The organism is Vibrio sp. N418 (assembly GCF_000222565.1).
Lineage (GTDB): Bacteria > Pseudomonadota > Gammaproteobacteria > Enterobacterales > Vibrionaceae > Vibrio > Vibrio scophthalmi.
On sequence record NZ_AFWD01000044.1, the window covers coordinates 37806 to 63303 of the forward strand.

Here is a 25498-nt window from a genome sequence, read left to right on the forward strand (position 1 = left end):
ATTTTATAAAGGAAGCTAGGCTTTACTCATATAAAAAAGATAAATTCCTTAATCGGAGCAATGTTATGAAGGTCAATTTCTTTGTTACCTGTATCTGCGATACGGTGAAATCGGAAGTCGCGAAAAAAACAGTCTTGTTACTAGAAGAGCTTGGTTGTGAAATTCTCTTTCCCAAAAAGCAAGGGTGCTGTGGTCAGCCCTCGTTAAACAGCGGCTATATTGAGCAAAGTAAACCTGCGATGAAGAATTTGATTGAAGCATTTGAAGGTAATGATTATCCCATCGTTACGCCTGCAGGGTCTTGCGCGGCGGCTATTAAGAAGTATCCAGAGTATCTGGTTGATGAGCCAGAATGGGCGCTGCGTGCACAAAAGGTGGCGGATCGTTTGTACGAATTGACGCAATTTATCGTCAATCAGTTGGGAGTAACCCATGTGGGTGCGCGTTTACAAGGTCGCGCGGTTTACCACCCATCTTGCAGCTTAATTCGCAAACTGGGTGTACGTGAAGAGCCTCTCGCGCTGCTTGCTGCGGTGGAAGGATTGGAAATGGTGCCAATCAAAAACCAAGAAACCTGCTGCGGTTTTGGCGGCACATTCTCCGTTAAGATGGCTGAGATTTCAGGTGAAATGGTTAAAGAGAAAGTGCAGCATATTAGCGATGTAGAGCCAGATTTTCTTATCGGTGCTGACAGCAGCTGTTTGATTAACATTGGCGGTCGCGTTTCTCGTGAAGGTAAACCCGTTAAAGTCATGCACATCGTCGATGTGTTGCTAAGCCGATAGGAGAAGCGATTATGTCGATGAAAACCAGCAACGAGAGTTTTAAACAACGTATCGATGTGCATATGAAAGATGACTTTATGTTGAAGTCAGTCGCTAATGCCCAAGAGCGCATGTTCGCTAATCGCCAAATTGCCGCAGATAAGCTCGGTCATTGGGAAGAGTGGCGTGAAATGGGCATGGATATCCGCAATCACGTATTAGAAAACCTCGATTATTATCTTCACCAATTGAGTGAGAAAGTGCTCGATAATGGCGGTCACGTCTTTTTCGCTAAAACTGCTCAAGATGCAACAGACTATATTGAAGGCATTCTCAAGGCGAAAAATGCCAAGAAAGTGGTCAAATCCAAATCGATGGTGACGGAAGAGATTGGGCTTAATCAGATGATTTTGCGCAACGATTGTGAAGTGATTGAAACCGATTTGGGTGAATACATATTGCAAGTGGACGATTGCGATCCACCTTCTCACATCGTGGTGCCAGCACTGCACAAAAATCGCACTCAGATCCGAGATATATTTAAAGACAAGCTTAACTACCAAGGCAGTAATGATCCTGAAGAGATGACGCGTTTTGTACGTAATCACATTCGTCATGATTTTTTAGAGGCGGATATTGGAATTACGGGCTGTAACTTTGCCGTTGCCGAGTCTGGCACGATTGCCCTTGTAACTAACGAAGGGAATGCGCGAATGGCGACCAGTTTGCCTAAAACGCATATCGCCGTGATGGGGATGGAGCGCATGGTGCCCACCTTTGAAGAGTTGGATATCGTCATCAGTCTTCTGTGTCGCAGTGCTGTGGGTTTGCCGTTAACTGGCTATGTTACGGCATTAACCGGTCCACGAGAGGATGATCAATGTGATGGGCCAGAAGAGTTCCACTTAGTGATTGTCGACAACGGGCGCTCGGAGATCTTAGGCTCAGAATTTCGCGATATCTTGCGCTGTGTGCGCTGCGCAGCATGTGTGAATACCTGCCCGGCTTACCGTCATATCGGTGGGCAATCCTACGGTTCTATCTACTCCGGCCCGATTGGAGCGGTATTGTCGCCACTGCTTGGTGGTTATGACGATTTTAAAGAGCTGCCGTATGCCTGCAGTTTGTGTAAAGCGTGTCATGACGTTTGCCCAGTGAAGATCCCATTGTCCGATTTACTGCTGAAGCACCGTCAAAAAATGGCTGAACAGGGCATCACGCCATTGAGCGAACGTGCGGTGGTGAAGGGCTTTACCGTGCTTAATGCTACGCCATTGGTATGGAATGTCGGCGTAAAAGTGGGCGCGGTTATGGGCGGTATGCTGATCAAAAATGGCAAAATGCCGTTCAATATGGGCGCGATTGGCAAATGGTCACAAACGCGTGACTTACCTCAGCCAGACGGAGAATCCTTCCGTAGTTGGTTTGAATCAAGAGCGAAGAAGTAGGAGCTACCATGAATAATATCAACAATAGAGAGCAGCGCTTACACAATCGCAATGCGTTCCTTAGCAACATTGCCAGTCAACTGGGGCGAGATAAACCGCTTGAACAGGTAATACGTCCTGCATTACGCCACACGTGCCACCATGAAGTGATGGCGGATCTAACCCAAGATGAACTGAAAGATGTGCTAGTGGGTTATACCGAAACCTCATTAGGCGCCCATGCCGTCATCACCACTAAAGCGCAGCTCGAAGCGACCTTAAAACAGGTTTGTCTGGATTACTGTAAAGATGATAAGGGTGAAATCAATCGCGGCGAAACGATACTTTCCGCCTCACCAGCTTTGCTGGAGTGGGTTTCACCACAGGCATTAGCTACACCAGAGCATGCGGTGCATGTCTGGGATGTGACGGCGGGGTTTGAGGCGAATATTGCCATCGCAGAGCGAGCCAAAGTGGGCATCGTACTGGCTGAGCAAGCTTTGGCGGAGTCTGGCACCATGGTGCTCTATAGCCAAGCCAAACAAGGCCGCGCAGTGAGTTTATTGCCGGAAGCGTCGGTGTTTGTGGTGGCAAAGAGTACTCTTGCTCCACGTTTGACTCAAGCAACGGCATTGCTTCATCAAAAAGCGAGTCGTGGCGAGCGGATTCCGTCGTGCGTCAACTTCATCTCTGGCCCAAGCTCCACCGCTGATATCGAGTTAATCAAAGTTGTTGGGGTTCATGGCCCTGTCTTTGCCACTTATGTCGTAGTAGATGATATGTGAGTTAATGCGTTGAGCGATGTTGGTTAACTATTTTGGTTAACTATGTTGGTTAGCCGTGTTGTTTAGAAACGGTCGCTCAACGAATGAAAATGCTCTTTGGAACAGGGCGCTAGGGCACACTCTTCGGAGTGTGCCTTTTTTTAACGGCGTGATGATAGGACAAAGGGTATAATCGAGTAAAAGGTGATCGTAACCCATTCCATTATTGATTAGCCGTAGAGAGCAGGGTATGCCACAAATAGATGATCTGGTTTTATTTACACAAGTGGTCGAACATGGTTCATTTAGCCAAGTGGCTCAGGCCAACCATATCACCAAATCGATGGTGAGTAAGCGGGTGAGTAAACTGGAGACAGAGCTCGGCACTCAATTGCTCTATCGCACCACGCGTAAGCTTACTCTCACAGAAGCGGGCGAAGTATTGTACTACCGCTCGAAAGATATCAATGCCACGGCAAAAGCGGCGTTTGATGCGGTGACTGGCTATAACGAAAACCTCTCCGGCCATATACGCATGTCAGTGCCGACCATTTCAGGAGAGTTGCTGTTAGCGGAAGCCATCTCAGACTTTTGCCAGCAAAATCCCGGTTTAAGCGTGGATATGGCGATGGACAACAACTTTGTAGATTTGGTTGCCGACAATTATGATCTGGTGATCCGTACCGGCTACCTGGAAGATTCGAGTTTGATTGCTCGTTTTATCTTTAATTCCCACTGGGCCATTTGTGCTTCGCCTGACTATTTAGCCAAGCAGGGGACTCCTCAGCTACCAACCGACTTACGCAAGCATAACTGCTTAGGCTATACCCATGAAAGTGGCGGAACCTTTGATTGGCAATTTAAAAACAACAGCGACGTTTATACCGTTAAGGTTAATGGCAACTTTTCTTCCAATAACGCTGCCGGCTTGCGCAAGTCAGTGCTTGCCGGCCATGGCATCGCCTATCTGCCAATGTGCTTGATTTACGATGATATACAACAAGGAGATTTGGTCGAAGTGCTTGCGCCTCACAGCGCCAAAGTAGTAGGGGTGTATGCGGTTTATCCCTATACCAAAAAGCCCGCCAAACGAATCCAAGTATTGATTGAACACCTTCGCCAGCGTTATCTTGCCATGCAAGAACGTTTCTAATTGTCTTGTTGCGATGACAATTGAACAGAGATAAAAAAGCCCCTGAACGCGTTCAGGGGCTTTTGATTTTCAGTGAGTAAATCAACACAACGGTTAATTTTCTCAGTGCATTTTATTTAGTAAAGAATGCGCGCTTTAAGCCAAGCTCTAGGCCACGAACTTCAGCAAGACCTTTTAAACGACCAATGGCAGAGTAACCAGGGTTGGTCTTCTTCTTCAGGTCATCCAGCATTTGGTGACCGTGGTCAGGACGCATTGGGATCTTACGCAGATCGCCAGCTTCTTCACGACGCTGCTCTTCTTCAAGAATCGCCATTACTACGCCGTACATGTCCACGTCGCCTTCTAGGTGCGCCGCTTCATGGAAGCTCATTTGGTTCTCTTCACGTTGCGTTGAACGCAGATGAGTGAAGTAAACGCGATCGCCGTGCTTTTTGATCATGTTCACTAGGTCATTGTCACCACGAACGCCGTAAGAACCAGTACACATAGTGATACCGTTGTTCGAACTAGGCACTTTTTCGGTCAACCAATCGATATCTTCGATGGTTGAAACGATGCGTGGAAGGCCTAGGATAGGGCGCGGTGGATCGTCCGGGTGAACCGCCATCTTAATGTTTTCTTCGTCACACACGGTCATGATTTCCGCTAGGAAGTACGCCATATGCTCACGCAGTTTGTCTTTAGTAATACCCGCGTAGCGATCAAGTTGAGCTTGGAATGCTTCTAGGGTGTAACCTTCTTCAGCACCAGGAAGACCGGCGATGATGTTCGCGGTCAGCTGCTTGATTTGCTCTTCAGACATGTTGTTGAAGTACTCAAGCGCTTGTGCTTGTTCCGCTTCAGTGTAATCAGCGTTTGCGTTAGGGCGCTTTAGAATGTGCAATTCAAACGCAGCAAATGCGATTTGGTCAAAGCGAAGTGCTTTTGAACCATCTGCCATTTCGTACTCAAGGTCAGTACGGGTCCAATCAAGGACAGGCATGAAGTTATAACAAACGGTGTCGATACCACATTGCGCTAGGTTACGCAGTGTTTGTTTGTAGTTGTCGATCCAAAGTTGGAAGTCACCCGTTTGAGTTTTGATTTCTTCGTGCACAGGCACACTTTCCACAACCGACCAAGTTAGGCCTTTTGCTTCAATGATTGCTTTACGTGCAAGGATTTCTTCTTTTGACCACACTTCACCATTTTTAATATGGTGTAGAGCATTTACGATGCCTGTTGCGCCTGCTTGACGAATATCGTCGAGAGAAACTAGATCGTTCGGACCGTACCAACGCCACGTTTGTTCCATGACAAATCACCTTTTAATAGGCAGACTTAACCCGCTCAAGCAAATTGAGAGTATTAAGTTGCGAATAACAAATATAAATAACGACTTATTTAGTTTATTTTTTTACTGCTCACGCAGCTTTTTATAGAAGGCGAGGGTTACTCGCCTCCAAATAAGACGACCGGGTTAGAGCTAAAGAGGTAGCCATCAAAATCCGGATCGTCAATATCTGACAGTTCGAGAAGTCGTTGTTTCACATTTTCAAGGTGTTGCCACATAGCGCTTTTTGCCGTGACCGGATCTTTACGCTGCATTGCAGCTAAAATCCGCGCATGATCTTCCATCCATTCCTGACGGTAATCATGGCCACTAATACGTGAGTGAAGCTTTTGCCACATAGGACTTTGCTCGCGACGTTCCCAAGAGTTTTTCAGCATATCGACTAACACAGAGTTGTGGGTCGCTTCTGCAATACTCATGTGGAACTGTTCGTCACCGATGCAATGTTCACTTTGTGCCGCAAGTTCTTGGCGCTCTAATTTGAGTGCCGCACGCATTTTGGCAATATCTCCCGGCGTTACTTGTAATGCTGCAAATTCTGCAATATTACTCTCAAGTAACTGGCGCGCCTGTAACATTTCAAAAGGTCCCGCATCATCAGTGATGATACGTTCACGATGGGGTGATTGGTTTGGAATATTAATCACATATACCCCAGAGCCTTTTTTCACTTCAACAAGATTTTCCAGCTCAAGCATAATGATTGCTTCTCGCACTACAGTACGGCTGACATCAAGTCTTTCCGCAATATCGCGCTCAGGCGGGAGACGATCGCCCACGTTATAGTGGCCATCACTCAATTCTTGTCGTAAAACCAAACCCAGTTCTTGGTAAGGACGTTTGGGTTCAAAAGGCATCATGATGATATTGTCGCTTCTTTCCATTACTATTCACACCATCATAACTAACCAGAATAATTGGTCAACCTATCTCAATAGTTATGTGGCAATACCTTAACTTCTCTAATAAAACGATTGACTAATTTACTTAACTGATTGAATACGCTCGATCAAAGCAAACAGTTCAGGGTTGTTTTTCTTCACATCGTCGTACATTGGTTGAACCGCAGTCACGAATGGTGCTTTATCAACATTAACGAATTTCACACCAATTTCTTCTGCTTTAACGCGTTCTTCTTTTTCAGATTCAGCCCAAAGTGTTTTCATTAGCTGCATAGAGTTCAATGCCGCTGTTTTAACCGCTTGTTGGTGCTCTTCAGATAGACCATCAAAAGCGTCAGTAGAAATAACCAATACGTCAGGAACCATTGTGTGCTCGTCTAGAGAGAAGTATTTAGATACTTCACTGTGACGGCTCATGCCGTATGAAGGAATGTTGTTTTCTGCTGCGTCTACAACGCCTTGTTGTAGTGCCGTGTATAGTTCACCGTACGCTAGAGGTGTTGGGTTGCCGCCTAGTGCTTCAACCATTGCGATCGCTGATGGGCTTGGTTGTACGCGTACTTTAAGACCTTTTAGATCTTCAGGCGTGTTGATTGGTTTATTGGTGTAGAAGCTACGTGCGCCTGCATCGTAGTAAGTTAGACCAATGAAGCCGCTGTCGCGTGATGATTCAAGGATCTCTTCACCAATTTGGCCTTCTTGCGTTGCATAGAAGTGTGCTTGATCACGGAAAAGGTAAGGCATGTTAAATGCAGAGTAGGCCGGAGCAAACGCTTCTAGTTCAGCAGCATTGGTTTTTACCATGTGCAGCGCGCCATTTTGCATCAGCTCCATTGACTCACGTTGAGAGCCAAGCTGTGCATCTGGGTAAATACGAATACGCACTTCGCCATCAGTGGTTTTACGCACTTCTTTCGCCATTGCGTCCATCGCTTTGTGTACCGCGTGGTCACGAGTGTGGTTGTGGCTCAGTTTTAGAGTAGTTGCTGCAAAAGCTTGCGCACTCACACCAAATGTTAGTGCTGCACCGATCACTGCAGTCAGTAGACTCTTACGTGTTTTCATTATTATTTCTCCGTGAGATGGAATCCGTTAATTTTGTAGGGATAACAAGTTTCGAGGCCAATCTTGCGACCAATTTTCGTCACCGTCAAAGAAAAAAAGGCAATTGGTTGAGCAATATCACACTTACAACCAAAGAATTGGTTAACCAATTCAAGTGTGAAGTTGGTCACGGACGATGTGAGAGTAGTGAATATAATGCCCGCAGAAAAAGAAATGTTATTGAGTGAAGGATATGAGCATGAGTTTATATTGGTTGACCAGTAACGATAATTTGCTCGTCATATGACATGACAGCGATGTTAAGGAAACAATAATGAAAAAATTGGTCGAATACATCAATAAAGGCTTGGCAGGGTTTACTGTCTCGCTTTCTACTTTCCTCGTACTGTGTGTAGTTTGGCAGGTGTTGTCTCGCTATATTATTGGTCGCCCAAGTACCGTAACGGATGAGCTAGCTCGCTACTTGTTTATGTGGGTTGCCCTTGTAGGCGCAGCTTACACCACTGGTCAAAAACGCCACCTTGCTATCGACCTATTAACCATGAAGTTAAAAGGTAAACGCAAAATCATTAACGAACTGATTATCCAAATCGCTATTGCTGTTTTCGCTTTCGTTGTACTGGTGTACGGCGGCTCAAACCTAGCAATCAAAACGCTAGCAACTGGTCAGCTAACGCCAGCTCTAGGTTGGGAAATGGGTTACATCTACTTCTGTCTTCCAATCAGTGGCGCATTGATGATTTTCTACTCTGTGGTTTATGCCATCGAAAAAATCCAACAACTTATTTCTGGTGATGTAGCTCTAAGCGACGCACAACAAAACTAATTTCGAAGAGGAATTCCACAATGGAATGGCAATTAATTCTTACTCTATTTGGCACGTTTGGTGTGCTATTGGCACTGGGTATTCCAGTCTCGTTTGCGATTGGTCTGTCTTCGCTTGCGACCATTATGATGAGCTTACCGCTGGAACCTGCGATTGCCGTAGTGGCGCAGCGTATGGCTGCTGGCTTGGATAACTTTGCACTATTGGCAATCCCTTTCTTTATCCTTGCGGGTAACATCATGAACCAAGGCGGTATTGCAATCCGTCTTATTAACTTCGCTAAAGTACTGGGCGGTCAGCTACCAGGTTCACTAGCGCACGTTAACGTTCTTGCTAACATGATGTTTGGTTCAATCTCGGGTTCTGCGGTTGCGTCTGCAGCAGCAGTGGGCGGCACGATGGCGCCACTACAGAAGAAAGATGGCTACGATGAAGCGTTCAGCGCAGCGGTAAACATCACTTCTTGTCCGACTGGTCTATTGATCCCACCAAGTAACACGCTAATCGTATTCTCACTGGTTTCTGGTGGTACATCGATTGCCGCTCTTTTCCTTGCAGGCTACCTTCCTGGTATCTTGATGGGTCTAAGCTTGATGGTTGTGGCAGGTATTATCGCCAAACGTCGTGGCTACCCAGTTGCAGCGCGTCCAACACTGGCAGCAGTTTGGGATACCTTTATTAAAGCAGCACCGTCACTTCTTCTTATTGTTGTGATCATGGGCGGCATCATCGGCGGTATCTTTACGGCAACAGAAGCATCAGCAATTGCGGTGGTTTACACGCTGGTTCTTGCGGTGGGTGTTTATCGTGAAGTAACGGTTCGTGATTTACCAAAAATCGTGCTTGAGTCTGCGGTAACGACGTCAATTGTATTGCTATTGGTTGGCGCTTCAATGGGCATGTCTTGGGCAATGGCGAATGCTGATATCCCTTACATGATTGCCGATGCACTACTAGCGGTTTCAGAAAACCCACTAATCATCCTATTGATCATCAACGTAATCCTTTTGATTGTTGGTATCTTCATGGATATGACACCAGCGGTTCTGATCTTTACACCAATCTTCCTACCAATCGTGTTGGATATGGGCGTGGATCCTGTGCACTTCGGTATCATGATGACATTCAACCTTGCTATCGGCCTATGTACTCCACCAGTGGGTAGTGCACTGTTTGTTGGCTGTTCGGTTGCAAACATCTCTATCGATAAAGTAATCAAGCCACTACTGCCGTTCTACGCGGCGCTATTCCTAGCACTATTGGCGATTACGTTTATTCCACAAATCAGCCTATTACTTCCACAGCTGATTCTAGGTTACTAATCTAGCGCTACAAATTTCGACTTTATACGATTTGATTATCGGATTTGCCTCCATCTAATCGCCTCGCAGTGCTTAATCGGCTGCGAGGCCAAGGAAAAACAATGAAAACAATCGCAAATACCAACTTGAATGAACAAGTCATTCGTCCAACTTTCGCTCGCTCAAACCTGAAAACTCGTATTGTTCACCTTGGTTTTGGTGCTTTCCACCGTGCACACCAAGCGCTATTCACCAATGAAATGCTAGAGAAGACCAACAGTGATTGGGGCATCTGTGAAGTAAACCTATTTGGTGGCGAAGATCTGATTGAGCAGCTGCGCGCACAAGACCACCTATACACAGTGGCAGAGAAGGGCGCAGAATCAACTGACGTAAAACTGATTGCCTCAGTAACTGAATCACTGCACCCAACATTAGATGGTAAAGCAGCGGTATTAGCGAAGATGACCGAAGAGCAAGTGGCTATCGTTTCGATGACCATCACTGAGAAAGGTTACTGCGCTGACCCTGCAACAGGTCGTCTAGACAAAAACAACGGCTTAATCATTGCTGATTTGGCCAACCCACAAGATCCAAGTTCGGCTATCGGTTACATCGTTGAAGCACTGCGTCAGCGCCGTGAAAAAGGCATCCAACCATTTACTGTGATGTCTTGCGATAACGTACAAGAGAACGGCCACGTAGCACGTGCAGCTGTTCTGGATTTCGCTAATTTGGTTGACGTTGAATTAGCATCATGGATTGAAGCGAACGTTACGTTCCCATGCACCATGGTTGACCGCATTGTTCCAGCTGCAACAGAAGAAACGCTGACTGAAATTGCAGAGCTTGTGGGTGTTGAAGACTTGTGCGGTATCGCTTGTGAGCCGTTCCGTCAATGGGTTATCGAAGACAACTTCGTTGCAGGCCGTCCAGATTGGAACGTTGCTGGTGCAGAATTTGTTTCTGACGTGGTACCGTTTGAAGAAATGAAACTGCGCATGCTAAATGGCAGCCACTCATTCCTTGCTTACCTAGGCTTCCTAGGCGGCTACGCGCACATCTCTGACACCATGACGAATGATGATTACCGCAAAGCGGCGTTCGACATGATGATGAAAGCGCAAGCGCCAACACTGAATATGCCGGAAGGGACTGATCTAGAAGCGTACGCAACGCTGCTGATTGAGCGCTTTACCAACCCAAGTCTAAAACACCAAACATGGCAAATCGCGATGGATGGCAGCCAGAAGATCCCACAACGTATGGGTGGCTCGCTACGTCATCACCTAGCGCAAGGTACGGACTTCAAATGGTTGGCAATGGGCATTGCCGGTTGGATGCGCTACGTTGGCGCTGTGACTGAACAAGGCGAAGCAATTGATGTACGCGACCCAATGGTTGAGCAGTTCCAAGCGATTTACGCCGAACATGGCTTGAACGTTTCGGCGGTGAAAGCACTACTTTCAATTGAAGCAATTTTCGGTACAGACCTTATCGCTAACGAAACCTTCGTGAGCGCAGTGACCGATGCTTACCAATTGATCCTTGATAAAGGTGCGCGCGCAGCCGTCGCTTCTCTTTAATCGATATAATGATGCCCTCCTTATGTGAGGGCTTCTTTGCTTTAAATATTGCTGTTGTAAATAGTGCTTAAAATTTCTTTGGTGTGGGCGAGGCCGGCACCTACGGAGTAAAAAATGAAAAACTTTTTGTGTGAAGACTTCTTACTATCTAACGATATCGCTCGCGAGCTATACCATGATTACGCCAAAGCGATGCCGATCTACGATTACCACTGCCACCTAAACCCAAAAGAAGTGGCTGAGAACCGTCAGTTCGAAAACCTAACTAAGATCTGGTTAGAAGGCGATCACTACAAGTGGCGTGGCATGCGTTCAGCTGGTGTACCTGAAGCGTTGATCACAGGCAGCGAAGCGTCAGATTACGAAAAGTTCCAAGCGTGGGCAAAAACCGTTCCGCAAACATTGGGTAACCCACTGTACCATTGGTCACACCTTGAGCTGCGTCGCCCATTTGGTATTACTGGCAAACTGTTTGGCCCAGAAACGGCGGATCAAATTTGGCACGAGTGTAACGAGCTACTGGCAACACCTGAATTCTCAGCACGCGGCATCATGAAGCAGATGAATGTTGTGATGGCAGGTACCACTGACGACCCAATTCATTCACTGGAATACCATAAAGCTATCGCCGAAGATGATAGCTTTGATGTTGAAGTTGCGCCAAGCTGGCGCCCAGACCGTGCGTTCAAAATTGAACTAGACGGTTTTGCGGAATACATGACTTTGCTAGGTGAAGTAGCAGATGTTGAAATCACCCGCTTTACCGATCTACTGACTGCGCTAGAGCGTCGTCTAGAGCACTTTAGTGCACACGGCTGTCGCGCCGCTGACCACGGTATCGAAGTGGTTCGCTACGCAGCAGTACCAAGTGAAGCAACACTGGATGCAATGTTAACGCGCCGTCTGCAAGGTGAAACGCTGAGCGAACTAGAAATTGACCAGTTCAGCACGGCGGTTCAAGTGTGGCTTGGCAAGCAATACGCGAAAATGGGCTGGGTAATGCAGCTGCACATCGGTGCACAGCGTAACAACAGCACGCGTATGTTCCAACTACTAGGCGCTGATGCAGGCTTTGACTCAATCGGTGACCGTCCGTTCGCACTGCAATTGTCTTGCTTAATGAACGCGATGGATATCACCAACGAGCTACCCCAAACCATTCTTTACTGCCTAAACCCGCGCGACAACGAAATGATGGCGACCATGATTGGTAACTTCCAAGGTGGTGGCATCGCAGGCAAGATCCAATTCGGTTCTGGCTGGTGGTTCAACGATCAGAAAGATGGCATGGAACGTCAAATCCAGCAACTTTCTCAACTGGGTCTATTAAGCCAGTTTGTTGGTATGCTAACAGACTCTCGTAGCTTCCTATCGTACACGCGTCATGAATACTTCCGTCGTATCCTTTGTAACATCATCGGCCAATGGGCAGTGAATGGCGAAGTGCCAAACGACATCGCAATGCTGGGCAAAATGGTTCAAGACATCTGCTACCAAAACGCTAAATCTTACTTCGTTCTACCAGGAGAGAAAGCATGAAGCGTATTGCCTTAATCGGGGAGTGCATGATTGAGTTAAATGGCGCGCCGTTTGGCGCCATGACTCAAGCATTTGGTGGCGATTCACTCAATACGGCGGTTTACCTTGCTCGTGTTGCGGGTGAAAAGGTGGCGATTGACTACGTTTCTGCGCTAGGCAATGACGCCATCAGCAGCGGAATGCTTACACGTTGGCAACAAGAAGGTGTCGGCACAGACTTGGTACTGCGTGACGAGACTCGCCAACCGGGTCTATACCTGATCCAGTTAGATGATCAAGGTGAGCGTACCTTCCTTTATTGGCGTAATCAATCAGCGGCACGTTACATGATGCAGCATACGGATTTTGCCCAAATTGAAGCGGCGTTAACCAAGGTTGATATGGTGTATCTAAGCGGTATTAGCTTAGCGATTCTACCCGCAGAAGATCGCACTAAGTTGGTGGCGCTGCTGGCAAACTTGCGTCAACAAGGTGTGGAAGTGGCGTTTGATTCAAACTACCGCCCAGCGCTATGGCGTGATGCTGATGAAGCGCGCGATTGCTACCGTCAAGTGTTTGAGATTACCGATTTGGCATTGGTGACCAATGACGACGAAGCAAACCTATGGGGCGATAGCGATGAGCACGCGACCTTAAACCGTCTACAAGCCGCGGGCGTGAAGAAAGCCGTGGTGAAAATGGGCGCGAAGGGCAATTTGTACCAAGAATTTGCGGCGGGTGATTTTGAGACCATCGCGACCACGCCTGTGGAAACTGTCGTCGATACGACTTCGGCGGGTGACTCATTCAACGCCGGATTCTTAGCAGGCTACCTGCAAGGGAAAGACGCGCAGCAATGTTCGCGTCAGGGCCACCAATTGGCGGGTATCGTGATTCAACACAAAGGCGCGATCATCCCAATACATGCAACAGAAACGATTCGCTTTGTTTAGTCAGCTCGATGATTAGAAATTGATGACTAGATATTGATGTAGAGAAACGGATTTAAAGTAAGGATTTAAACATGACCACGATTGCACAACAACTGGCTGAAATCAAAGTTATTCCAGTCATCGCGATTGACCGCGCAGAAGACATTATTCCTCTGGGTAAAGCACTAGCAGACAACGGTTTGCCAGCGGCTGAAATTACTTTCCGCTCAGATGCGGCAGTAGAAGCGATTCGTCTATTGCGTGAAGCGCAGCCAGATATGCTAATCGGCGCCGGTACCGTACTCAACCGCGAGCAGGCGATTGCGGCGAAACAAGCGGGTGCGACCTTTGTGGTTTCACCAGGTTTTAACCCAAATACGGTTAACGCATGCCGCGAAATTGGTATCGATATCGTACCGGGCGTGAACAACCCAAGCGCAGTGGAAGCGGCGATTGAAATGGGTCTAACCACACTAAAGTTCTTCCCAGCGGAAGCATCGGGCGGTATCAATATGCTGAAATCATTGCTAGGCCCTTACACGCAAATTCAGTTTATGCCAACGGGCGGCATCAGCACTAAGAACGTTAACGATTATCTTGCGATTGATCGCGTGATCGCGTGTGGCGGCACTTGGATGGTGGACAAAGCACTGATCAACGAAGGTCGTTGGGACGAGATTGGTCGCCTTGCACGCGAAGCCGCAGATTTAGTTAAATAAGCTCGCGCAGCAATCGCAACACCCTATTATTAAGGCTTCTTTCTAGAAGCCTTTTTTCGATAAGCCGTTTAGAACGATATCAATTTTTTCTAGTGAGGCACTATGCAGGTTGCTTTTTTACATACCTTAGCGGCTAACCAGTCGTTGTTTGACTCTTTTATCGCATCAAGTGGTTTAGAAAAACAGGCCACTATTCGCCATCATATTGCGTCTCAATTGTTGCAACATGCGAGTAATGTGGGAATTGATGATGAATTGGCATCGATGGTTGAACAGCAAATAGTCCAGTTGGAAGCGCAGGGCGCAGATTGGGTTATCTGCACTTGTTCCAGCATTGGTGCGTTAGCTGAACAGGCAAAAACACGTTTTGCTCAAGTTATGCGAGTCGATAGGCCCATGGCAATCGAGGCGAGCCAAAGTGGTCATATTAAAGTGTTAGCAGCGCTTGAAACCACCATCAATCCTACTATGAACTTATTGGCAGAATACGATGCTGATATCGCACAGCGCGCCACAGTGGAAGTGATCCCCGAGGCGTGGGCACATTATCTGGCAGGAGACAATGACGCTTACCTAGCGACCATCGCGCAATATATTCACGATCATTGCTTAAACGATAGTCGTATTGTATTGGCGCAAGCTTCAATGGCTCCGGCGATTTTGCAGCTCGATCAAGCGACACGTCAACGCACCTTAACCAGCCCAAGTTTGTGCTTGGAGTATCTATTGGCAGAGCTAAAAAGCTCAACGTCAGGCGGAAAACGATGAACGGTATACTTCCTGAATGGGATCTCGCGCAAGCGATAGGGATGTTTGGTTTTGTAATAGGAGCCTTGGCATTTCTTCATCGTGACGGTCAGCGTTTCAGGCTGCATTTGATGGTGTTTCAATTCATCATGTGCGGTCATTTTGTGATGATGGATGCGATGGTCGCCGCTTTTGGTAGTGGCATCAGCGCAATACGCAGTTACAGCTCAACTAAAACTCAATCAACAGCGGTTATGGTGTTCTTCATCATTATGATTTGGGGGATGGGTTTGCCCCAGTTAAATTATTATTATGAGCTATTGCCTATCGTTGGCTCGACAGTGGCAACATTTGCATTATTTAAGTTTCAAGGCTTAACCATGCGACTGCTTATGTTAGCGAGTTCATGCTGTTGGGTCGTTAATAACTTATTGATGGGTTCGATTGGCGCTACGTTGATGGAAATCATCTTTATTGGGGTCAATTGTACCACGATCTTACGTCTTCATTTTAGCGAGAAAATCGCGCGCGCCTAGCGCCGAAGAATAAAAAACGTGCTGAATTAAAAAACCGAGCAATGAAAGCTCGGTTTTTTAATTCACTTCTGCCTGATTAGATGGCGCTTAATTTACCGTCTTTGCAGACCATCGATGGCACCCATGCCAATTTGTCTGCCGACATCTTGTTACCGCAAGGCAGTTTAATGTGATTCACCAACCACACCACACAGCCTTGTTCACCCTCTTGTTCAAGATTGAACAGCACTCGTGCTTGTGAGAACAGGTTGCCATCATCAAACGCTTCAGAGATAGGCATTGCAGCGCCTTGCCATGCCGCGATCAAGGTTTCCACTTTGTGGTCAACCGCTAGAGTGATCAACTCAGGTTCAACATCTTTGACGATACGCATTTCAATGTGAGTACACAGACCTGTTTGCTTGAGTGAAATTTGGTGTGGAATGTTGCTGTCATTCCAAGTCAGTGTTGTCTGCATCGATTGCTCTGCTAGCCATTGGTGAGAGATCTTAATCACCGCTTTACGGATCGCCATCGGCTCATTAACCGCGACCAGTGGACGGTGTGGCTGTTCTGCATTGAAGATAATGAAGTCGTTGACTTGTAGATCGGCAAATTGCTCGTTCACCACATCTTCACTGAATGCAACATCACGCGCTTCAAGCAGATCTTCAGCAATGCTTTGGAAAGGCTGCAGGCTGTAACCAAAACGTTCTTCACCCGCAAGTACGATTTGAACATCGATATACTTACGGTGGATTTCCGATTTACACTCTGTCACTAATTTGCTGTTGTCATCAACCACGAAGAAGAAAACATCATCACCTTCAAGTTGGTAGCGACCATTTTCCACTGAAGCACTTAAGCGCTGTTTTACCTGCTCGATAACTTCAAACATTTTAACCGGAAGGCCCTGACAAGCTTCCAAGTTAGATAAGTTGCCTTTAAACACTAATTACCTCAATAGCCACGCAGTGGCTGCATTAGAAAGGGCTAGTATAAGCGATTAATATAATTGGTTGACCAATTATGGTGAGATTTAAGTAAAGAAGGAGAACTGGATCAATAATTCACTCAATAGCAGGCTTTATAAAGCTCACAGAGTCTCAAATTACCGTGTTCACCGGATATATCTGAGTTTATCAGGTGTTATGTAGAGCCCCGTTACGCTTTCTTAGCTTGGCAGATTGAGCGTTATTCGTTTAGCAAAGAGCCGGGAGGTGCGATCAAAAATGCCTGTGATCGAAACCACAGGCATTTTGCTAAGGTGTAGCCAGAGGCTAAAAGCTAAAACTAAAGGCTCGTTACAGAGCGGCTTGCTTTGCTTCTGCTACCCAAGAGTCAAATAGCGCTTGGTTGGCTTTGATCCAACCATTTGCATGCGCTTCGATGTCAGAAGCTGAGTTTTTACCTTTACTCATGATCATGTTCTGTGCGCTCACATCGTTGATGTTTACTTTGATGATTTCGAACAGTTTAGCCGCTGCTGGGTTGTTGTCAGTAAACTGCTTGTTGGCCACAATGCGCATTGAGTTCATTTCAAAGCCGTAGTTTTTACCATTAGCCAAGGTGGTATCGACATTCTTACGCTCGCCCGGTAGGGCTGAGAACGGCACTTCTAGCCAAACCACATCTTTGCCTGGAACCAACACACCACTGACCCAGTAAGGTGTCCAGGTGTAGTAAATGACCGGATCGCCTTTCTTATAGCGTGAAATCGTATCGGCAATGATGGCTGCATAGTTACCTTGGTTGTGAGAGACCGTATCACGTAATTTGTAAGCATTAAGCTGCTCTTCGATCACCATCTCACAGCCCCAACCAGGGTTACAACCGGTAAGGTCTGCTTTGCCATCGCCATTGGCATCAAATAGAGCGGCAATTTTTGGGTCAGTTAGCTGACCAATGTTTGTGATGCCGTATTTTTCTGCCGTTTTCTTATCAATCAAGTAACCTTGCGCAGCGCCACTGATGAATTGGCCTTTACGGAAGAAGCTGTCATCGCCACCTGCCATCGTGTACTTGTCAGCATGCAAAGGGAACCAGCCTACCGCAAGGAAGGTTGCATCACCGTTCGCGATTGATGTGTAGCCGACGTTGTAGTCCACTTCTTTAGTTTCTTTGACTTGGTAACCCAATGCTTCAAGCGCTTTGTTGACGATCAGCGTTTGGAAAGTTTCTTCTGCAACCGTTGATTGAACCGGTTGTACTGTGACGCCTTCACCGGGCAGTTTTTCAGCCCATGCATGGCTTGAAACAGCAAGCGCAGATACCGCGCTTACGACGAGGGTTTTCTTCCATGAATTATTCATTCAGTTTTCTCCTGGATTGAGTTTCCCAACGATTTATTAGCCGGCAGCTTGAAAAATATCGAAGCTGGACCTGTGTGATACCAACGTTGTTTTGTATTTTGAGCATTAATGCCAAGTTGCTGTGTTACGCGATCAAGCAAAATAGCAAGAATAACGATGCCTAAGCCGCCGACAGCAGCAAGGCCCATATCAAGTCGTCCAATACCGCGCAGTACCATTTGACCAAGTCCACCAACCGCAATCATAGAGGCGATCACAACCATTGAGAGTGACAGCATCAAGGTTTGGTTTACCCCGGCCATAATCGTGGGCATCGCCAACGGTAATTGGATTCGATACAGCATTTGTTTACGACTGGCACCGAACGAATGTCCTGCTTCAATCAACTCATCAGGTACTTGTTGAATGCCGAGAATGGTTAAGCGCACCACAGGGGGCAGGGCAAAGATGATGGTGACCACCACGCCAGGTACGTTACCAATACCAAACAGCATGACTATTGGCACTAGGTAGACAAAAGCGGGTGTGGTTTGCATTGCATCGAGTAGCGGTCGCACCACTTTGGCGGCCGTCTCACTTCTTGCCAGCCATATTCCCATGGGCAAGCCGATCAGCAGGCAGAAAAACACCGAGGTCATTACTAGCGATAAGGTGGTCATCGCTTGGCCCCACGCGCCAATCAAACCAATTAGTACTAATGATACCAACGTGGTCGCGCCGAGCTTTAAGTTGGAAAACTGCCAAGTGATGAGAAACAGCACTAACAACATAATTGGCGCGGGGGTCGAGACCAGCGCGGTTTCAAATGAGCTAAGAATAAAATCAATCGGAACTCGGATGGCTTGGAACAGTGGGCGGCCATGATTGACCAGCCACTCTAAACCGGTTTCAACCCAAACATCGAAGGGGAGAACGGCATGAGCAAATGGATCCATGATATCGAAAGGCGCTTGCTCAATACTTTCAGAAGAGAGCCAGTTTTCATCACCAGAAGGCGCTTCTTGTGCCCATGGATTGCTTTCCGGGGCTGCAGGCGTTGCCCAAGGGTCGTTTGCAGTTTCTTGTGCTGACATGGTGATTAATCCCTATCCAATGCTTGAAGTAAGCGTGATTTCGACACAATGCCGAAATATTGGCCGTTCTCGTCGACAACGGGTACCGAATAAGAGACTCCCGCGACATCACCTAGAATGTCATTAATCGGTTGTTCAGGTGACAGCGTGATGGTTGACTCAAGTTGAGCACTGACCAAACAACGATTTTCTTTGTGCGCTTGGCGTAGCGACTCAATGGATACCAAACCAGAGAATTGATTGGTTTTATCGACGACCACGCCGAATTCGCGATCATTGTCCGTGAGAATTTGTAGGGCTGAAGCGGGACCATCGTGCTCTGATTTTTTAAACACCGCCGCGGGATTTTTGCGCGCAATATCTTTAGCGGTTAGCACGCTGGCGATGTTCACACCACGGAAGAACGCTTCCACATAATCATTGGCAGGATTATTTAAGATTTCATCGGGTGTTCCAACTTGAACCACCACACCATCTTGCATAATGGCGATACGGTCACCAATGCGCATTGCTTCGTCCAAATCATGCGAGATAAACACAATGGTGCGTTTGTCATCATTTTGCAGCCGAATCAGTTCGTCTTGCATTTCTGTTCGGATAAGAGGGTCAAGTGCAGAGAATGCCTCGTCCATCAACAATATATCAGGGTCGCAAGCAAGCGCGCGAGCAAGGCCAACGCGCTGCTTCATCCCGCCGGAGAGCTCATCTGGATAAGAATCGGCGTAGGCATCAAGACCAACACGAGACAGAGCAGACAATGCGGATGCATGTCGAGTTGGCACATCGACGCCTGCGAGTTCAAGGCCAAAAGAGGCATTTTCGATAACCGTCATATGCGGCATCAATGCGAAGTTTTGGAAGACCATCGAGATGTTGTTGCGGCGCACTTGGCGTAAGTCGTCTTCAGAGATGTGAGCGATGTCTTTACCGCGAAGAAGAACGCTGCCTTGTGTGGGCTCGATTAAACGGTTGAGAAGGCGAACCAGTGTTGATTTACCCGAGCCAGAGAGCCCCATGATAACGAAGATCTCACCTTCGTTGATGGAGAGAGAAACATCATGCACACCAACGGTCAGGCCGGTTTTTTCAAAAATGCTGTCTTTGTCTGCACCTTGTTCTATGAGGGCGAAAGCTTGTTCTGGGTTTTCCCCAAATACTTTATATAACCCTTGTACTTCCAGTATGGGCGACATGTAGAGTCCTTTATTTTGTGTGTCATTATTTTGAAAAACCTTCGTACTCTAAGTAAAAAATGGTAATAAATCAATTCGTGCTTATTCCATACTTGAAGGATGGTAAATTTATTTTTGCGTTAAGTAATTGTTTTTAAATAATAAAATTGAAATTGTGAAGGTTTAACTATTGAGGTATTTCCAATAGCTGATTGCCCGCATAAACACTCGCGGAAATGGTGCGTGACCCCGGCGGGATGGCCTTGTTAAGTCATTGTAACTATTGGTTGTTGTGTTTAATTTTTAGTTGAGTTACTAAATTATGAGAGAATGATTGGCGCAGCTTTTAAGTGAATGGAATGAACGCCTAAAAAGAACATTTGGAATGATAATAAGCACAATTTCATTGCGTTACACTGGTTTTGTGATTGTTGTCACGTAAATTGGTGCTATTTCAAACTCTCCTTGATCTGAACTGTGAGGTATGATCAATAATATAAGAGAACTAACTTAGAGCTCAAAGGATTATGCGCCCTAATATGATTACTTCTGCACCTTGGGTGCTGAACGCAAATACAAAACCTTCAAACCTGACATTCGGTTTTCGAAGGCCAACGATCAATGATGGAAATCGTATCCATGCATTGATCGCCAATAGCCCCCCTCTAGATACAAACTCTGCATACTGCAATTTTCTTCAAGCTTCTCATTTTAGCGATACTTGCGTCCTAGCCGAATTTGATGGCTCAGCGGCGGGATTTATCTCTGCTTATATCAAACCACAGTCACCGAATGAACTGTTCGTTTGGCAAGTCGCGGTCGATGAAAAGTTTCGAGGGCAGGGGCTGGCTTACCAGATGCTTAACGAACTGCTTGCGCGTCTCGCGCCAGCTGGCATCGAGTATGTTGAAACAACCATCACCAAGGACAATCAAGGCTCTTGGGCACTGTTCAAGAAATTGGACCGTGAACATGGTGGTAATGGTAGCGTGTCGGTTTTTCTCGACCAGACACAGCACTTCTATGGTGATCACGACACGGAATACCTGTTTCGCATCCCTCTACGAATAACTCACAAATAAGGATTAATTTACGGTTCCATTATGGATATTTTTAATCAGCATGAGTCAAAAGTACGCTCATATTCAAACAGCTTTCCAGTCATTTTCAAAAAAGCCAAGGGGTCTTGGCTTGAGACCGATTCAGGAGATCGTTACCTCGATTTCCTAGCCGGTGCAGGATCTCTCAATTACGGACACAACAATGACGCACTACAAGCTTCATTGGTAGAGTACATAACAGGCGATGGCATCACTCACGGTTTGGATATGCACTCCAATGCGAAAGCTGACTTTCTTGTCGCGCTGAACAAATACATTTTCCAACCAAGATCCTTAGATTACAAAGTACAGTTTACTGGACCAACGGGCACCAACGCAGTGGAAGCGGCGCTCAAATTGGCGAGAAAAGTCAAAGGTCGCCAAAACGTCGTCGCATTCACCAATGGCTTCCACGGTTGTACTGCAGGCGCACTTGCAGCAACTGGTAACCAACACCACCGTGGTGGTAACGGTATGCCACTAGCAGGCGTGACTCGTCTTCCTTATGAAGGCTATGCCGGTATCGACGGTTTGAGCTTGTTTGAAACCATGCTTACCGATGCATCAAGTGGCCTTGATAAACCGGCGGCGGTATTGCTAGAGACCGTACAAGGTGAGGGCGGCCTAAATGTGGCTTCTAACCAATGGTTACAACGACTAGAGAAAATCTGCCGTAGCAACGATGTTCTACTGATTGTGGATGACATCCAAGCAGGTTGTGGCCGTACTGGCACTTTCTTTAGCTTTGAACCAGCGGGCATTAAACCCGATATGGTTACCCTGTCTAAATCGATTAGTGGTTATGGTCTGCCTATGGCGATCGTTCTGCTTAAACCGGAGCTTGATGCATGGAAACCGGGTGAACACAACGGTACCTTCCGTGGTAACAACCATGCGTTTGTTACCGCCGCGCACGCTCTAGAGCTATTTTGGTCCGATAACGCACTAGAAGAGAACATTGCTGAACGCTCAGCTCAAGTCTTGGCTACCTTATCCAATGTACAAAAACGTTACCCGCAGCTGTTTGAACAGCAAAAAGGCCGCGGCTTAATGATTGGTATCGAGTGTAGCGCTGGTGAAACTGCCACACTGATCGCTCGAGAGTGTTTTGCTAACGGCATGGTAATCGAAACCGCTGGCCCAAATGATGAAGTTGTGAAGTTCTTCTGTCCTCTCACCATCACGCAGAGTGAAATGGAACAAGGCATGAAAATCTTTGAAAAGGCGGTTGATAACGTCGCTGCTAAACTGATCAAGAAAGCATCGTAGGGACGAATCATGATTGTAAGAACATTAGAAGAGTGTCGTGATAGCGATCGCCGCGTAGTATCACAAACGTGGGAAAGCGTACGTATGTTGCTTAAAGATGACAACATGGGCTTCTCTTTCCATATCACCACGATATTTGAAAATACAGAAACGCATATCCACTACAAAAATCACCTAGAGTCAGTCTACTGCATGAGTGGTGAAGGCGAAATTGAAGTCGTCGGTGGTGAAACGTACCCAATTAAACCCGGTACATTGTACATTCTCGATAAGCACGATGAACATTATTTACGTGCTTATAAAGATAAAGAAATGGTGATGGCTTGCGTGTTCAATCCACCGATCACCGGCCGCGAAACACATGATAAAGACGGTGTATACCCACTCGTTGACTAAATCCAACGCGCGTCTATTTACTCTTAAAGCCAAGGTATTCCCTTGGCTTTTTTCTGCAAGAATAAACACGATTGTCATCGCTACGACTCTAAAGTGAATGTAAAAATAACTTAAATGAATGACTGGAACATAACTGGTTATCTATCCACGCTGGTGGTTTTCGCCTCTCACGTAGAATTAAGGATCTTCTAAGCGTCTAAAACTCATTCGCAATTTGAGATTCGATTAAAAAATTTAGGCTTTGTTGTAACTTATGTGAACTTTCATAATTCTATCCCGCACAAAAAATGGCACAATCAGGAGAGAAAAAGCTCTTTTTAGACGTATAGAGAGCGTTATGTTTTAACGGGATTTCAATGGCTTAAATGCCTTTGAGTCGTTCTTTTCCCCTGTAGCCATTCGTTGGGAGTAGACTCAGCAAATCACCATTGTCGATCAGTTCTTAAATCCCTTAACCCGTAAAACATGCCAAGGTTCGCGGGTTGCTTCATTCAAGTTTTTGGGTGGTTTGGTCGTCTTGTTTCTCAGGCTCAAAGTCGCTTTGTACGTATTTCCCAATAAGCCAATAACCTTGGCAGTTGGCTCGGCAAATCGCCATTGTTTTGCGCTGCTGTTGCTAAGAAAGGGCGCTTGTTGAGGCTTGATCGAGTTGCCTCATTAGCAGGGAAGTGGACTTGCTCATTTTGGGTTTTGGCGCGTCTGCCGGTCAAGTAAGTTTGAGCTTGTGATTTAGTTCAGAAATCTAGGTTTGCATCTCAGTTCTTTGCCAAGTAAATCAACGAATTGTGCTAAAACATAACAAAGCATTTAAGACGGATTCTCAACGCTTGGCAATTTCAGTCTGGGTCGGCTTTAGTGCTAAATGTGGCAAGGTTTAGGGTTGGGTGGTCGCGTTGTTCACCACTTAATGCGGCGTTATGTAAAGCGGATAAAATCGGTATTATTCTTTTTATTCGCTCTCTCCACCCTCCGGTTTTCATCCTCGTCAAAATCAGCTCTTTCTGTCTCTATTCTTTGCCAAATTAGCCGTACAACATGCCAAGGTTCGTGAGTTTCCTCATTCAGTTTCAGTGTTGTTTCGTGGTTAGTTTTGCGGGCTTAAAGTGAGGAAAGGGCAAGGTTAACGAAACTCCCTATTTGCTGATGGTTTCTTTCGTTCGTTTTCTCAGATTCAAAAGCATTTTGGGTCGCTGCTCATCACCATTTTTCGCTTGTTGAAGCTTGGTCTGTAACATTGCTGGCTCTGCAAATTCGTGAACACTGTTGGGTTCTTTGGTTTTGGCTATTTCTTCGGTCGTACAGGCTTAGTTTTTCGTGGTAACTTTGGCTTATGTGGCTGAATTTACATAACAAAGCATTTAAGACGGATTCTCAACGCTTGGCAATTTCAGTTTAGGTCAGCTTTAGTGCTGAATGTGGCAAGGTTTAAGGTTGGGTGGTCGCGTTGTTCACCACTTAATGCGGCGTTATGTTTTAATGGCATTTCAATGGCTTAAATGCCTTTGAGTCGTTCTTTGTCCCTTTGGCTATTCGTTGGGAGTAGACTCAGCAAATCAGTATTATCGATCCATTCTTCAACCACTTAGCCCGTAAAACATGCCAAGGTTCGCGGGTTGCTTCATTCAAGTTTTCGGCTGGTTTGCTCGCCTTGTTTCTCTGGCTCAAAGTCGCTTTGGGTATATTTCTCAATCAGCCAATAACCTTGGCAGTTGAGTCGGCAAATCGCCATTGTTCTGCGCTGCTTTTGCTAAGAAAGGGCGCTTGTTGAAAGCGTATTGAGTTGCCTCATTCGCAGGGAAGTGGACTTACTCGTTTTTGGTTTTGGCGCGTCTGCCGGTCAAGCTAGTGCTAGGTTGTGATTTGGTTCAGAAAACTAGGTCTGCATCTCAGTTCTTTACCAAGTAAATCAACGAATTGTGCTAAAACATAACAAAGCATTTAAGACGGATTCTCAACGCTTGGCAATTTCAGTTTAGGTCGGCTTTAGTGCTGAATGTGGCAAGATTTAAGGTTGGGTGGTCGCGTTGTTCACCACTTAATGCGGCGTTATGTTTTAATGGGATTTCAATGGCTTAAATACCTTTGAGTCGTTCTTTGTCCCTTTGGCTATTCGTTGGGAGTAGACTCAGCAAATCACGATTGTCTGCCCCAATTCTTGAATTACTTCACCCGTAAACATGCCAAGGTTCACGGGTTGCTTCATTTTAGCTTTCGGGTGTTTTGGGCGTCTTGTTTCTCTGGCTCAAAGTCGCTTTGGGTGTATTTGCCAATTAGCTAATAACCTTGGCAGTTGAGTCGGCAAATCGCCATTGTTCTGCGCTGCTTTTGCTAAGAAAGGGCGCTTGTTGAGGCTTGATCGAGCTGCCTCATTAGCAGGGAAGTGGACTTACTCGTTTCTGCTTTAGTGCATCTGGCGGTCAAGTGAGTTTGAGCTTGTGATTTGGTTCAGAAAACTAAGTCTGAATCTCAGTTCTTTGCCAAGTAAATCAATGAATTGTGCTAAAACATAACAAAGCATTTAAGACGGATTCTCAACGCTTGGCAATTTCAGCTTAGGTCATCTTCAGTGTTGAATGTGGCAAGGTTTAAGGTTAGTGGCCGCGTTGTTCACCACTTAATGC

At 46.4% G+C, this 25498-nt stretch carries 22 protein-coding genes; 15 read left to right on the plus strand and 7 right to left on the minus strand.

The genetic code is table 11. The annotated features are described in order from the left end of the window. The first annotated feature begins 65 nt into the window (after positions 1–65). The 4 genes from RH86_RS08390 to RH86_RS08405 all read left to right on the plus strand — a co-directional run bounded on the left by RH86_RS08390 (position 66) and on the right by RH86_RS08405 (position 4108). The gene (locus RH86_RS08390) at positions 66–785 is read left to right on the plus strand and encodes a (Fe-S)-binding protein (protein ID WP_009385915.1); all 720 of its coding nucleotides are present in this window, start codon (positions 66–68) and stop codon (positions 783–785) included. An 11-nt stretch (positions 786–796) separates the two neighbouring features. Continuing rightward, positions 797–2212 (plus strand): LutB/LldF family L-lactate oxidation iron-sulfur protein, encoded by a 1416-nt coding sequence (locus tag RH86_RS08395; protein WP_009385916.1) that lies wholly within the window; start codon positions 797–799, stop codon positions 2210–2212. A gap of 8 nt (positions 2213–2220) precedes the next feature. After that, positions 2221–2976 carry a lactate utilization protein C gene (locus RH86_RS08400; RefSeq protein ID WP_009385917.1) on the plus strand — a complete coding sequence of 252 codons (756 nt, stop codon included), beginning with the start codon at positions 2221–2223 and terminating at the stop codon, positions 2974–2976. Between the two features lie 229 nt (positions 2977–3205). Next, positions 3206–4108, plus strand: a complete 903-nt coding sequence (locus RH86_RS08405) for a LysR family transcriptional regulator (RefSeq protein WP_009385918.1) — start codon at positions 3206–3208, stop codon at positions 4106–4108. A 112-nt stretch (positions 4109–4220) separates the two neighbouring features. On the opposite strand, the gene uxuA is transcribed toward RH86_RS08405, so the two are convergent. The 3 genes from uxuA to RH86_RS08420 all read right to left on the minus strand — a co-directional run bounded on the left by uxuA (position 4221) and on the right by RH86_RS08420 (position 7411). After that, positions 4221–5405, minus strand: coding sequence for a mannonate dehydratase (gene uxuA, locus RH86_RS08410; protein WP_009385919.1), 1185 nt, complete (start codon positions 5403–5405; stop codon positions 4221–4223). Between the two features lie 137 nt (positions 5406–5542). After that, a complete protein-coding gene (locus RH86_RS08415) occupies positions 5543–6328 on the minus strand; it encodes an FCD domain-containing protein (protein WP_005595461.1) in 786 nt (261 codons plus the stop codon). Positions 6329–6427: 99 nt separating this feature from the next. Beyond that, on the minus strand, positions 6428–7411 hold the full coding sequence (locus RH86_RS08420) for a TRAP transporter substrate-binding protein (RefSeq protein ID WP_009385920.1): 984 nt from the start codon (positions 7409–7411) through the stop codon (positions 6428–6430). Between the two features lie 313 nt (positions 7412–7724). Here RH86_RS08420 and RH86_RS08425 point away from each other — a divergent pair, with 313 nt between their 5' ends. The 8 genes from RH86_RS08425 to RH86_RS08460 all read left to right on the plus strand — a co-directional run bounded on the left by RH86_RS08425 (position 7725) and on the right by RH86_RS08460 (position 15576). Further along, complete coding sequence (locus tag RH86_RS08425; protein ID WP_009385921.1) at positions 7725–8237, plus strand: TRAP transporter small permease; 513 nt, start codon at positions 7725–7727, stop codon at positions 8235–8237. A gap of 20 nt (positions 8238–8257) precedes the next feature. Further along, a complete protein-coding gene (locus RH86_RS08430; protein WP_005595464.1) occupies positions 8258–9559 on the plus strand; it encodes a TRAP transporter large permease in 1302 nt (433 codons plus the stop codon). 101 nt (positions 9560–9660) lie between these two features. After that, on the plus strand, positions 9661–11124 hold the full coding sequence (locus RH86_RS08435; RefSeq protein WP_009385922.1) for a fructuronate reductase: 1464 nt from the start codon (positions 9661–9663) through the stop codon (positions 11122–11124). A gap of 114 nt (positions 11125–11238) precedes the next feature. Then, entirely contained in the window at positions 11239–12663 is a 1425-nt protein-coding gene (gene uxaC, locus RH86_RS08440) for a glucuronate isomerase (protein WP_009385923.1), read from the plus strand. Further along, positions 12660–13595 (plus strand): sugar kinase, encoded by a 936-nt coding sequence (locus tag RH86_RS08445; protein WP_009385924.1) that lies wholly within the window; start codon positions 12660–12662, stop codon positions 13593–13595. The genes uxaC and RH86_RS08445 overlap by 4 nt, the downstream gene beginning before the upstream one ends. A 71-nt stretch (positions 13596–13666) precedes the next feature. After that, complete coding sequence (locus tag RH86_RS08450; protein WP_006714279.1) at positions 13667–14293, plus strand: bifunctional 4-hydroxy-2-oxoglutarate aldolase/2-dehydro-3-deoxy-phosphogluconate aldolase; 627 nt, start codon at positions 13667–13669, stop codon at positions 14291–14293. A 102-nt stretch (positions 14294–14395) separates the two neighbouring features. Further along, the gene (locus tag RH86_RS08455) at positions 14396–15061 is read left to right on the plus strand and encodes a hypothetical protein (protein ID WP_009385925.1); all 666 of its coding nucleotides are present in this window, start codon (positions 14396–14398) and stop codon (positions 15059–15061) included. Further along, entirely contained in the window at positions 15058–15576 is a 519-nt protein-coding gene (locus tag RH86_RS08460) for a YgjV family protein (protein ID WP_009385927.1), read from the plus strand. The genes RH86_RS08455 and RH86_RS08460 overlap by 4 nt, the downstream gene beginning before the upstream one ends. A gap of 76 nt (positions 15577–15652) precedes the next feature. On the opposite strand, the gene RH86_RS08465 is transcribed toward RH86_RS08460, so the two are convergent. The 4 genes from RH86_RS08465 to proV all read right to left on the minus strand — a co-directional run bounded on the left by RH86_RS08465 (position 15653) and on the right by proV (position 20133). Beyond that, positions 15653–16507, minus strand: coding sequence for a YhcH/YjgK/YiaL family protein (locus tag RH86_RS08465; RefSeq protein ID WP_009385929.1), 855 nt, complete (start codon positions 16505–16507; stop codon positions 15653–15655). 352 nt (positions 16508–16859) lie between these two features. Then, on the minus strand, positions 16860–17867 hold the full coding sequence (gene proX, locus RH86_RS08470; protein ID WP_009385930.1) for a glycine betaine/L-proline ABC transporter substrate-binding protein ProX: 1008 nt from the start codon (positions 17865–17867) through the stop codon (positions 16860–16862). After that, on the minus strand, positions 17864–18940 hold the full coding sequence (gene proW, locus RH86_RS08475; protein WP_009385931.1) for a glycine betaine/L-proline ABC transporter permease ProW: 1077 nt from the start codon (positions 18938–18940) through the stop codon (positions 17864–17866). The genes proX and proW overlap by 4 nt, the downstream gene beginning before the upstream one ends. 5 nt (positions 18941–18945) lie before the next feature. After that, positions 18946–20133 carry a glycine betaine/L-proline ABC transporter ATP-binding protein ProV gene (proV, locus tag RH86_RS08480; RefSeq protein WP_009385932.1) on the minus strand — a complete coding sequence of 396 codons (1188 nt, stop codon included), beginning with the start codon at positions 20131–20133 and terminating at the stop codon, positions 18946–18948. Between the two features lie 506 nt (positions 20134–20639). Here proV and ectA point away from each other — a divergent pair. Genes ectA through RH86_RS08495 form a run of 3 tightly spaced genes read left to right on the plus strand, consistent with a single transcriptional unit; the run spans position 20640 to position 22877 of the window. Then, the gene (gene ectA / locus RH86_RS08485; protein ID WP_009385933.1) at positions 20640–21194 is read left to right on the plus strand and encodes a diaminobutyrate acetyltransferase; all 555 of its coding nucleotides are present in this window, start codon (positions 20640–20642) and stop codon (positions 21192–21194) included. A 21-nt stretch (positions 21195–21215) separates the two neighbouring features. Continuing rightward, positions 21216–22481, plus strand: a complete 1266-nt coding sequence (ectB, locus tag RH86_RS08490) for a diaminobutyrate--2-oxoglutarate transaminase (protein WP_009385934.1) — start codon at positions 21216–21218, stop codon at positions 22479–22481. A gap of 9 nt (positions 22482–22490) precedes the next feature. After that, positions 22491–22877 (plus strand): ectoine synthase, encoded by a 387-nt coding sequence (locus RH86_RS08495; RefSeq protein ID WP_005595480.1) that lies wholly within the window; start codon positions 22491–22493, stop codon positions 22875–22877. Positions 22878–25498 lie beyond the last annotated feature (2621 nt).

What these genes read in the sequence shown, in the direction of transcription:
- RH86_RS08390 (WP_009385915.1), top strand. Translation starts at nt 66, where the DNA reads ATGAAGGTCAATTTCTTTGTTACCTGTATCTGCGATACGGTGAAATCG.
- RH86_RS08395 (WP_009385916.1), top strand. Translation starts at nt 797, where the DNA reads ATGTCGATGAAAACCAGCAACGAGAGTTTTAAACAACGTATCGATGTG.
- RH86_RS08400 (WP_009385917.1), top strand. Translation starts at nt 2,221, where the DNA reads ATGAATAATATCAACAATAGAGAGCAGCGCTTACACAATCGCAATGCG.
- RH86_RS08405 (WP_009385918.1), top strand. Translation starts at nt 3,206, where the DNA reads ATGCCACAAATAGATGATCTGGTTTTATTTACACAAGTGGTCGAACAT.
- uxuA (WP_009385919.1), bottom strand. Translation starts at nt 5,405, where the DNA reads ATGGAACAAACGTGGCGTTGGTACGGTCCGAACGATCTAGTTTCTCTC.
- RH86_RS08415 (WP_005595461.1), bottom strand. Translation starts at nt 6,328, where the DNA reads ATGGAAAGAAGCGACAATATCATCATGATGCCTTTTGAACCCAAACGT.
- RH86_RS08420 (WP_009385920.1), bottom strand. Translation starts at nt 7,411, where the DNA reads ATGAAAACACGTAAGAGTCTACTGACTGCAGTGATCGGTGCAGCACTA.
- RH86_RS08425 (WP_009385921.1), top strand. Translation starts at nt 7,725, where the DNA reads ATGAAAAAATTGGTCGAATACATCAATAAAGGCTTGGCAGGGTTTACT.
- RH86_RS08430 (WP_005595464.1), top strand. Translation starts at nt 8,258, where the DNA reads ATGGAATGGCAATTAATTCTTACTCTATTTGGCACGTTTGGTGTGCTA.
- RH86_RS08435 (WP_009385922.1), top strand. Translation starts at nt 9,661, where the DNA reads ATGAAAACAATCGCAAATACCAACTTGAATGAACAAGTCATTCGTCCA.
- uxaC (WP_009385923.1), top strand. Translation starts at nt 11,239, where the DNA reads ATGAAAAACTTTTTGTGTGAAGACTTCTTACTATCTAACGATATCGCT.
- RH86_RS08445 (WP_009385924.1), top strand. Translation starts at nt 12,660, where the DNA reads ATGAAGCGTATTGCCTTAATCGGGGAGTGCATGATTGAGTTAAATGGC.
- RH86_RS08450 (WP_006714279.1), top strand. Translation starts at nt 13,667, where the DNA reads ATGACCACGATTGCACAACAACTGGCTGAAATCAAAGTTATTCCAGTC.
- RH86_RS08455 (WP_009385925.1), top strand. Translation starts at nt 14,396, where the DNA reads ATGCAGGTTGCTTTTTTACATACCTTAGCGGCTAACCAGTCGTTGTTT.
- RH86_RS08460 (WP_009385927.1), top strand. Translation starts at nt 15,058, where the DNA reads ATGAACGGTATACTTCCTGAATGGGATCTCGCGCAAGCGATAGGGATG.
- proX (WP_009385930.1), bottom strand. Translation starts at nt 17,867, where the DNA reads ATGAATAATTCATGGAAGAAAACCCTCGTCGTAAGCGCGGTATCTGCG.
- proW (WP_009385931.1), bottom strand. Translation starts at nt 18,940, where the DNA reads ATGTCAGCACAAGAAACTGCAAACGACCCTTGGGCAACGCCTGCAGCC.
- proV (WP_009385932.1), bottom strand. Translation starts at nt 20,133, where the DNA reads ATGTCGCCCATACTGGAAGTACAAGGGTTATATAAAGTATTTGGGGAA.
- ectA (WP_009385933.1), top strand. Translation starts at nt 20,640, where the DNA reads ATGCGCCCTAATATGATTACTTCTGCACCTTGGGTGCTGAACGCAAAT.
- ectB (WP_009385934.1), top strand. Translation starts at nt 21,216, where the DNA reads ATGGATATTTTTAATCAGCATGAGTCAAAAGTACGCTCATATTCAAAC.
- RH86_RS08495 (WP_005595480.1), top strand. Translation starts at nt 22,491, where the DNA reads ATGATTGTAAGAACATTAGAAGAGTGTCGTGATAGCGATCGCCGCGTA.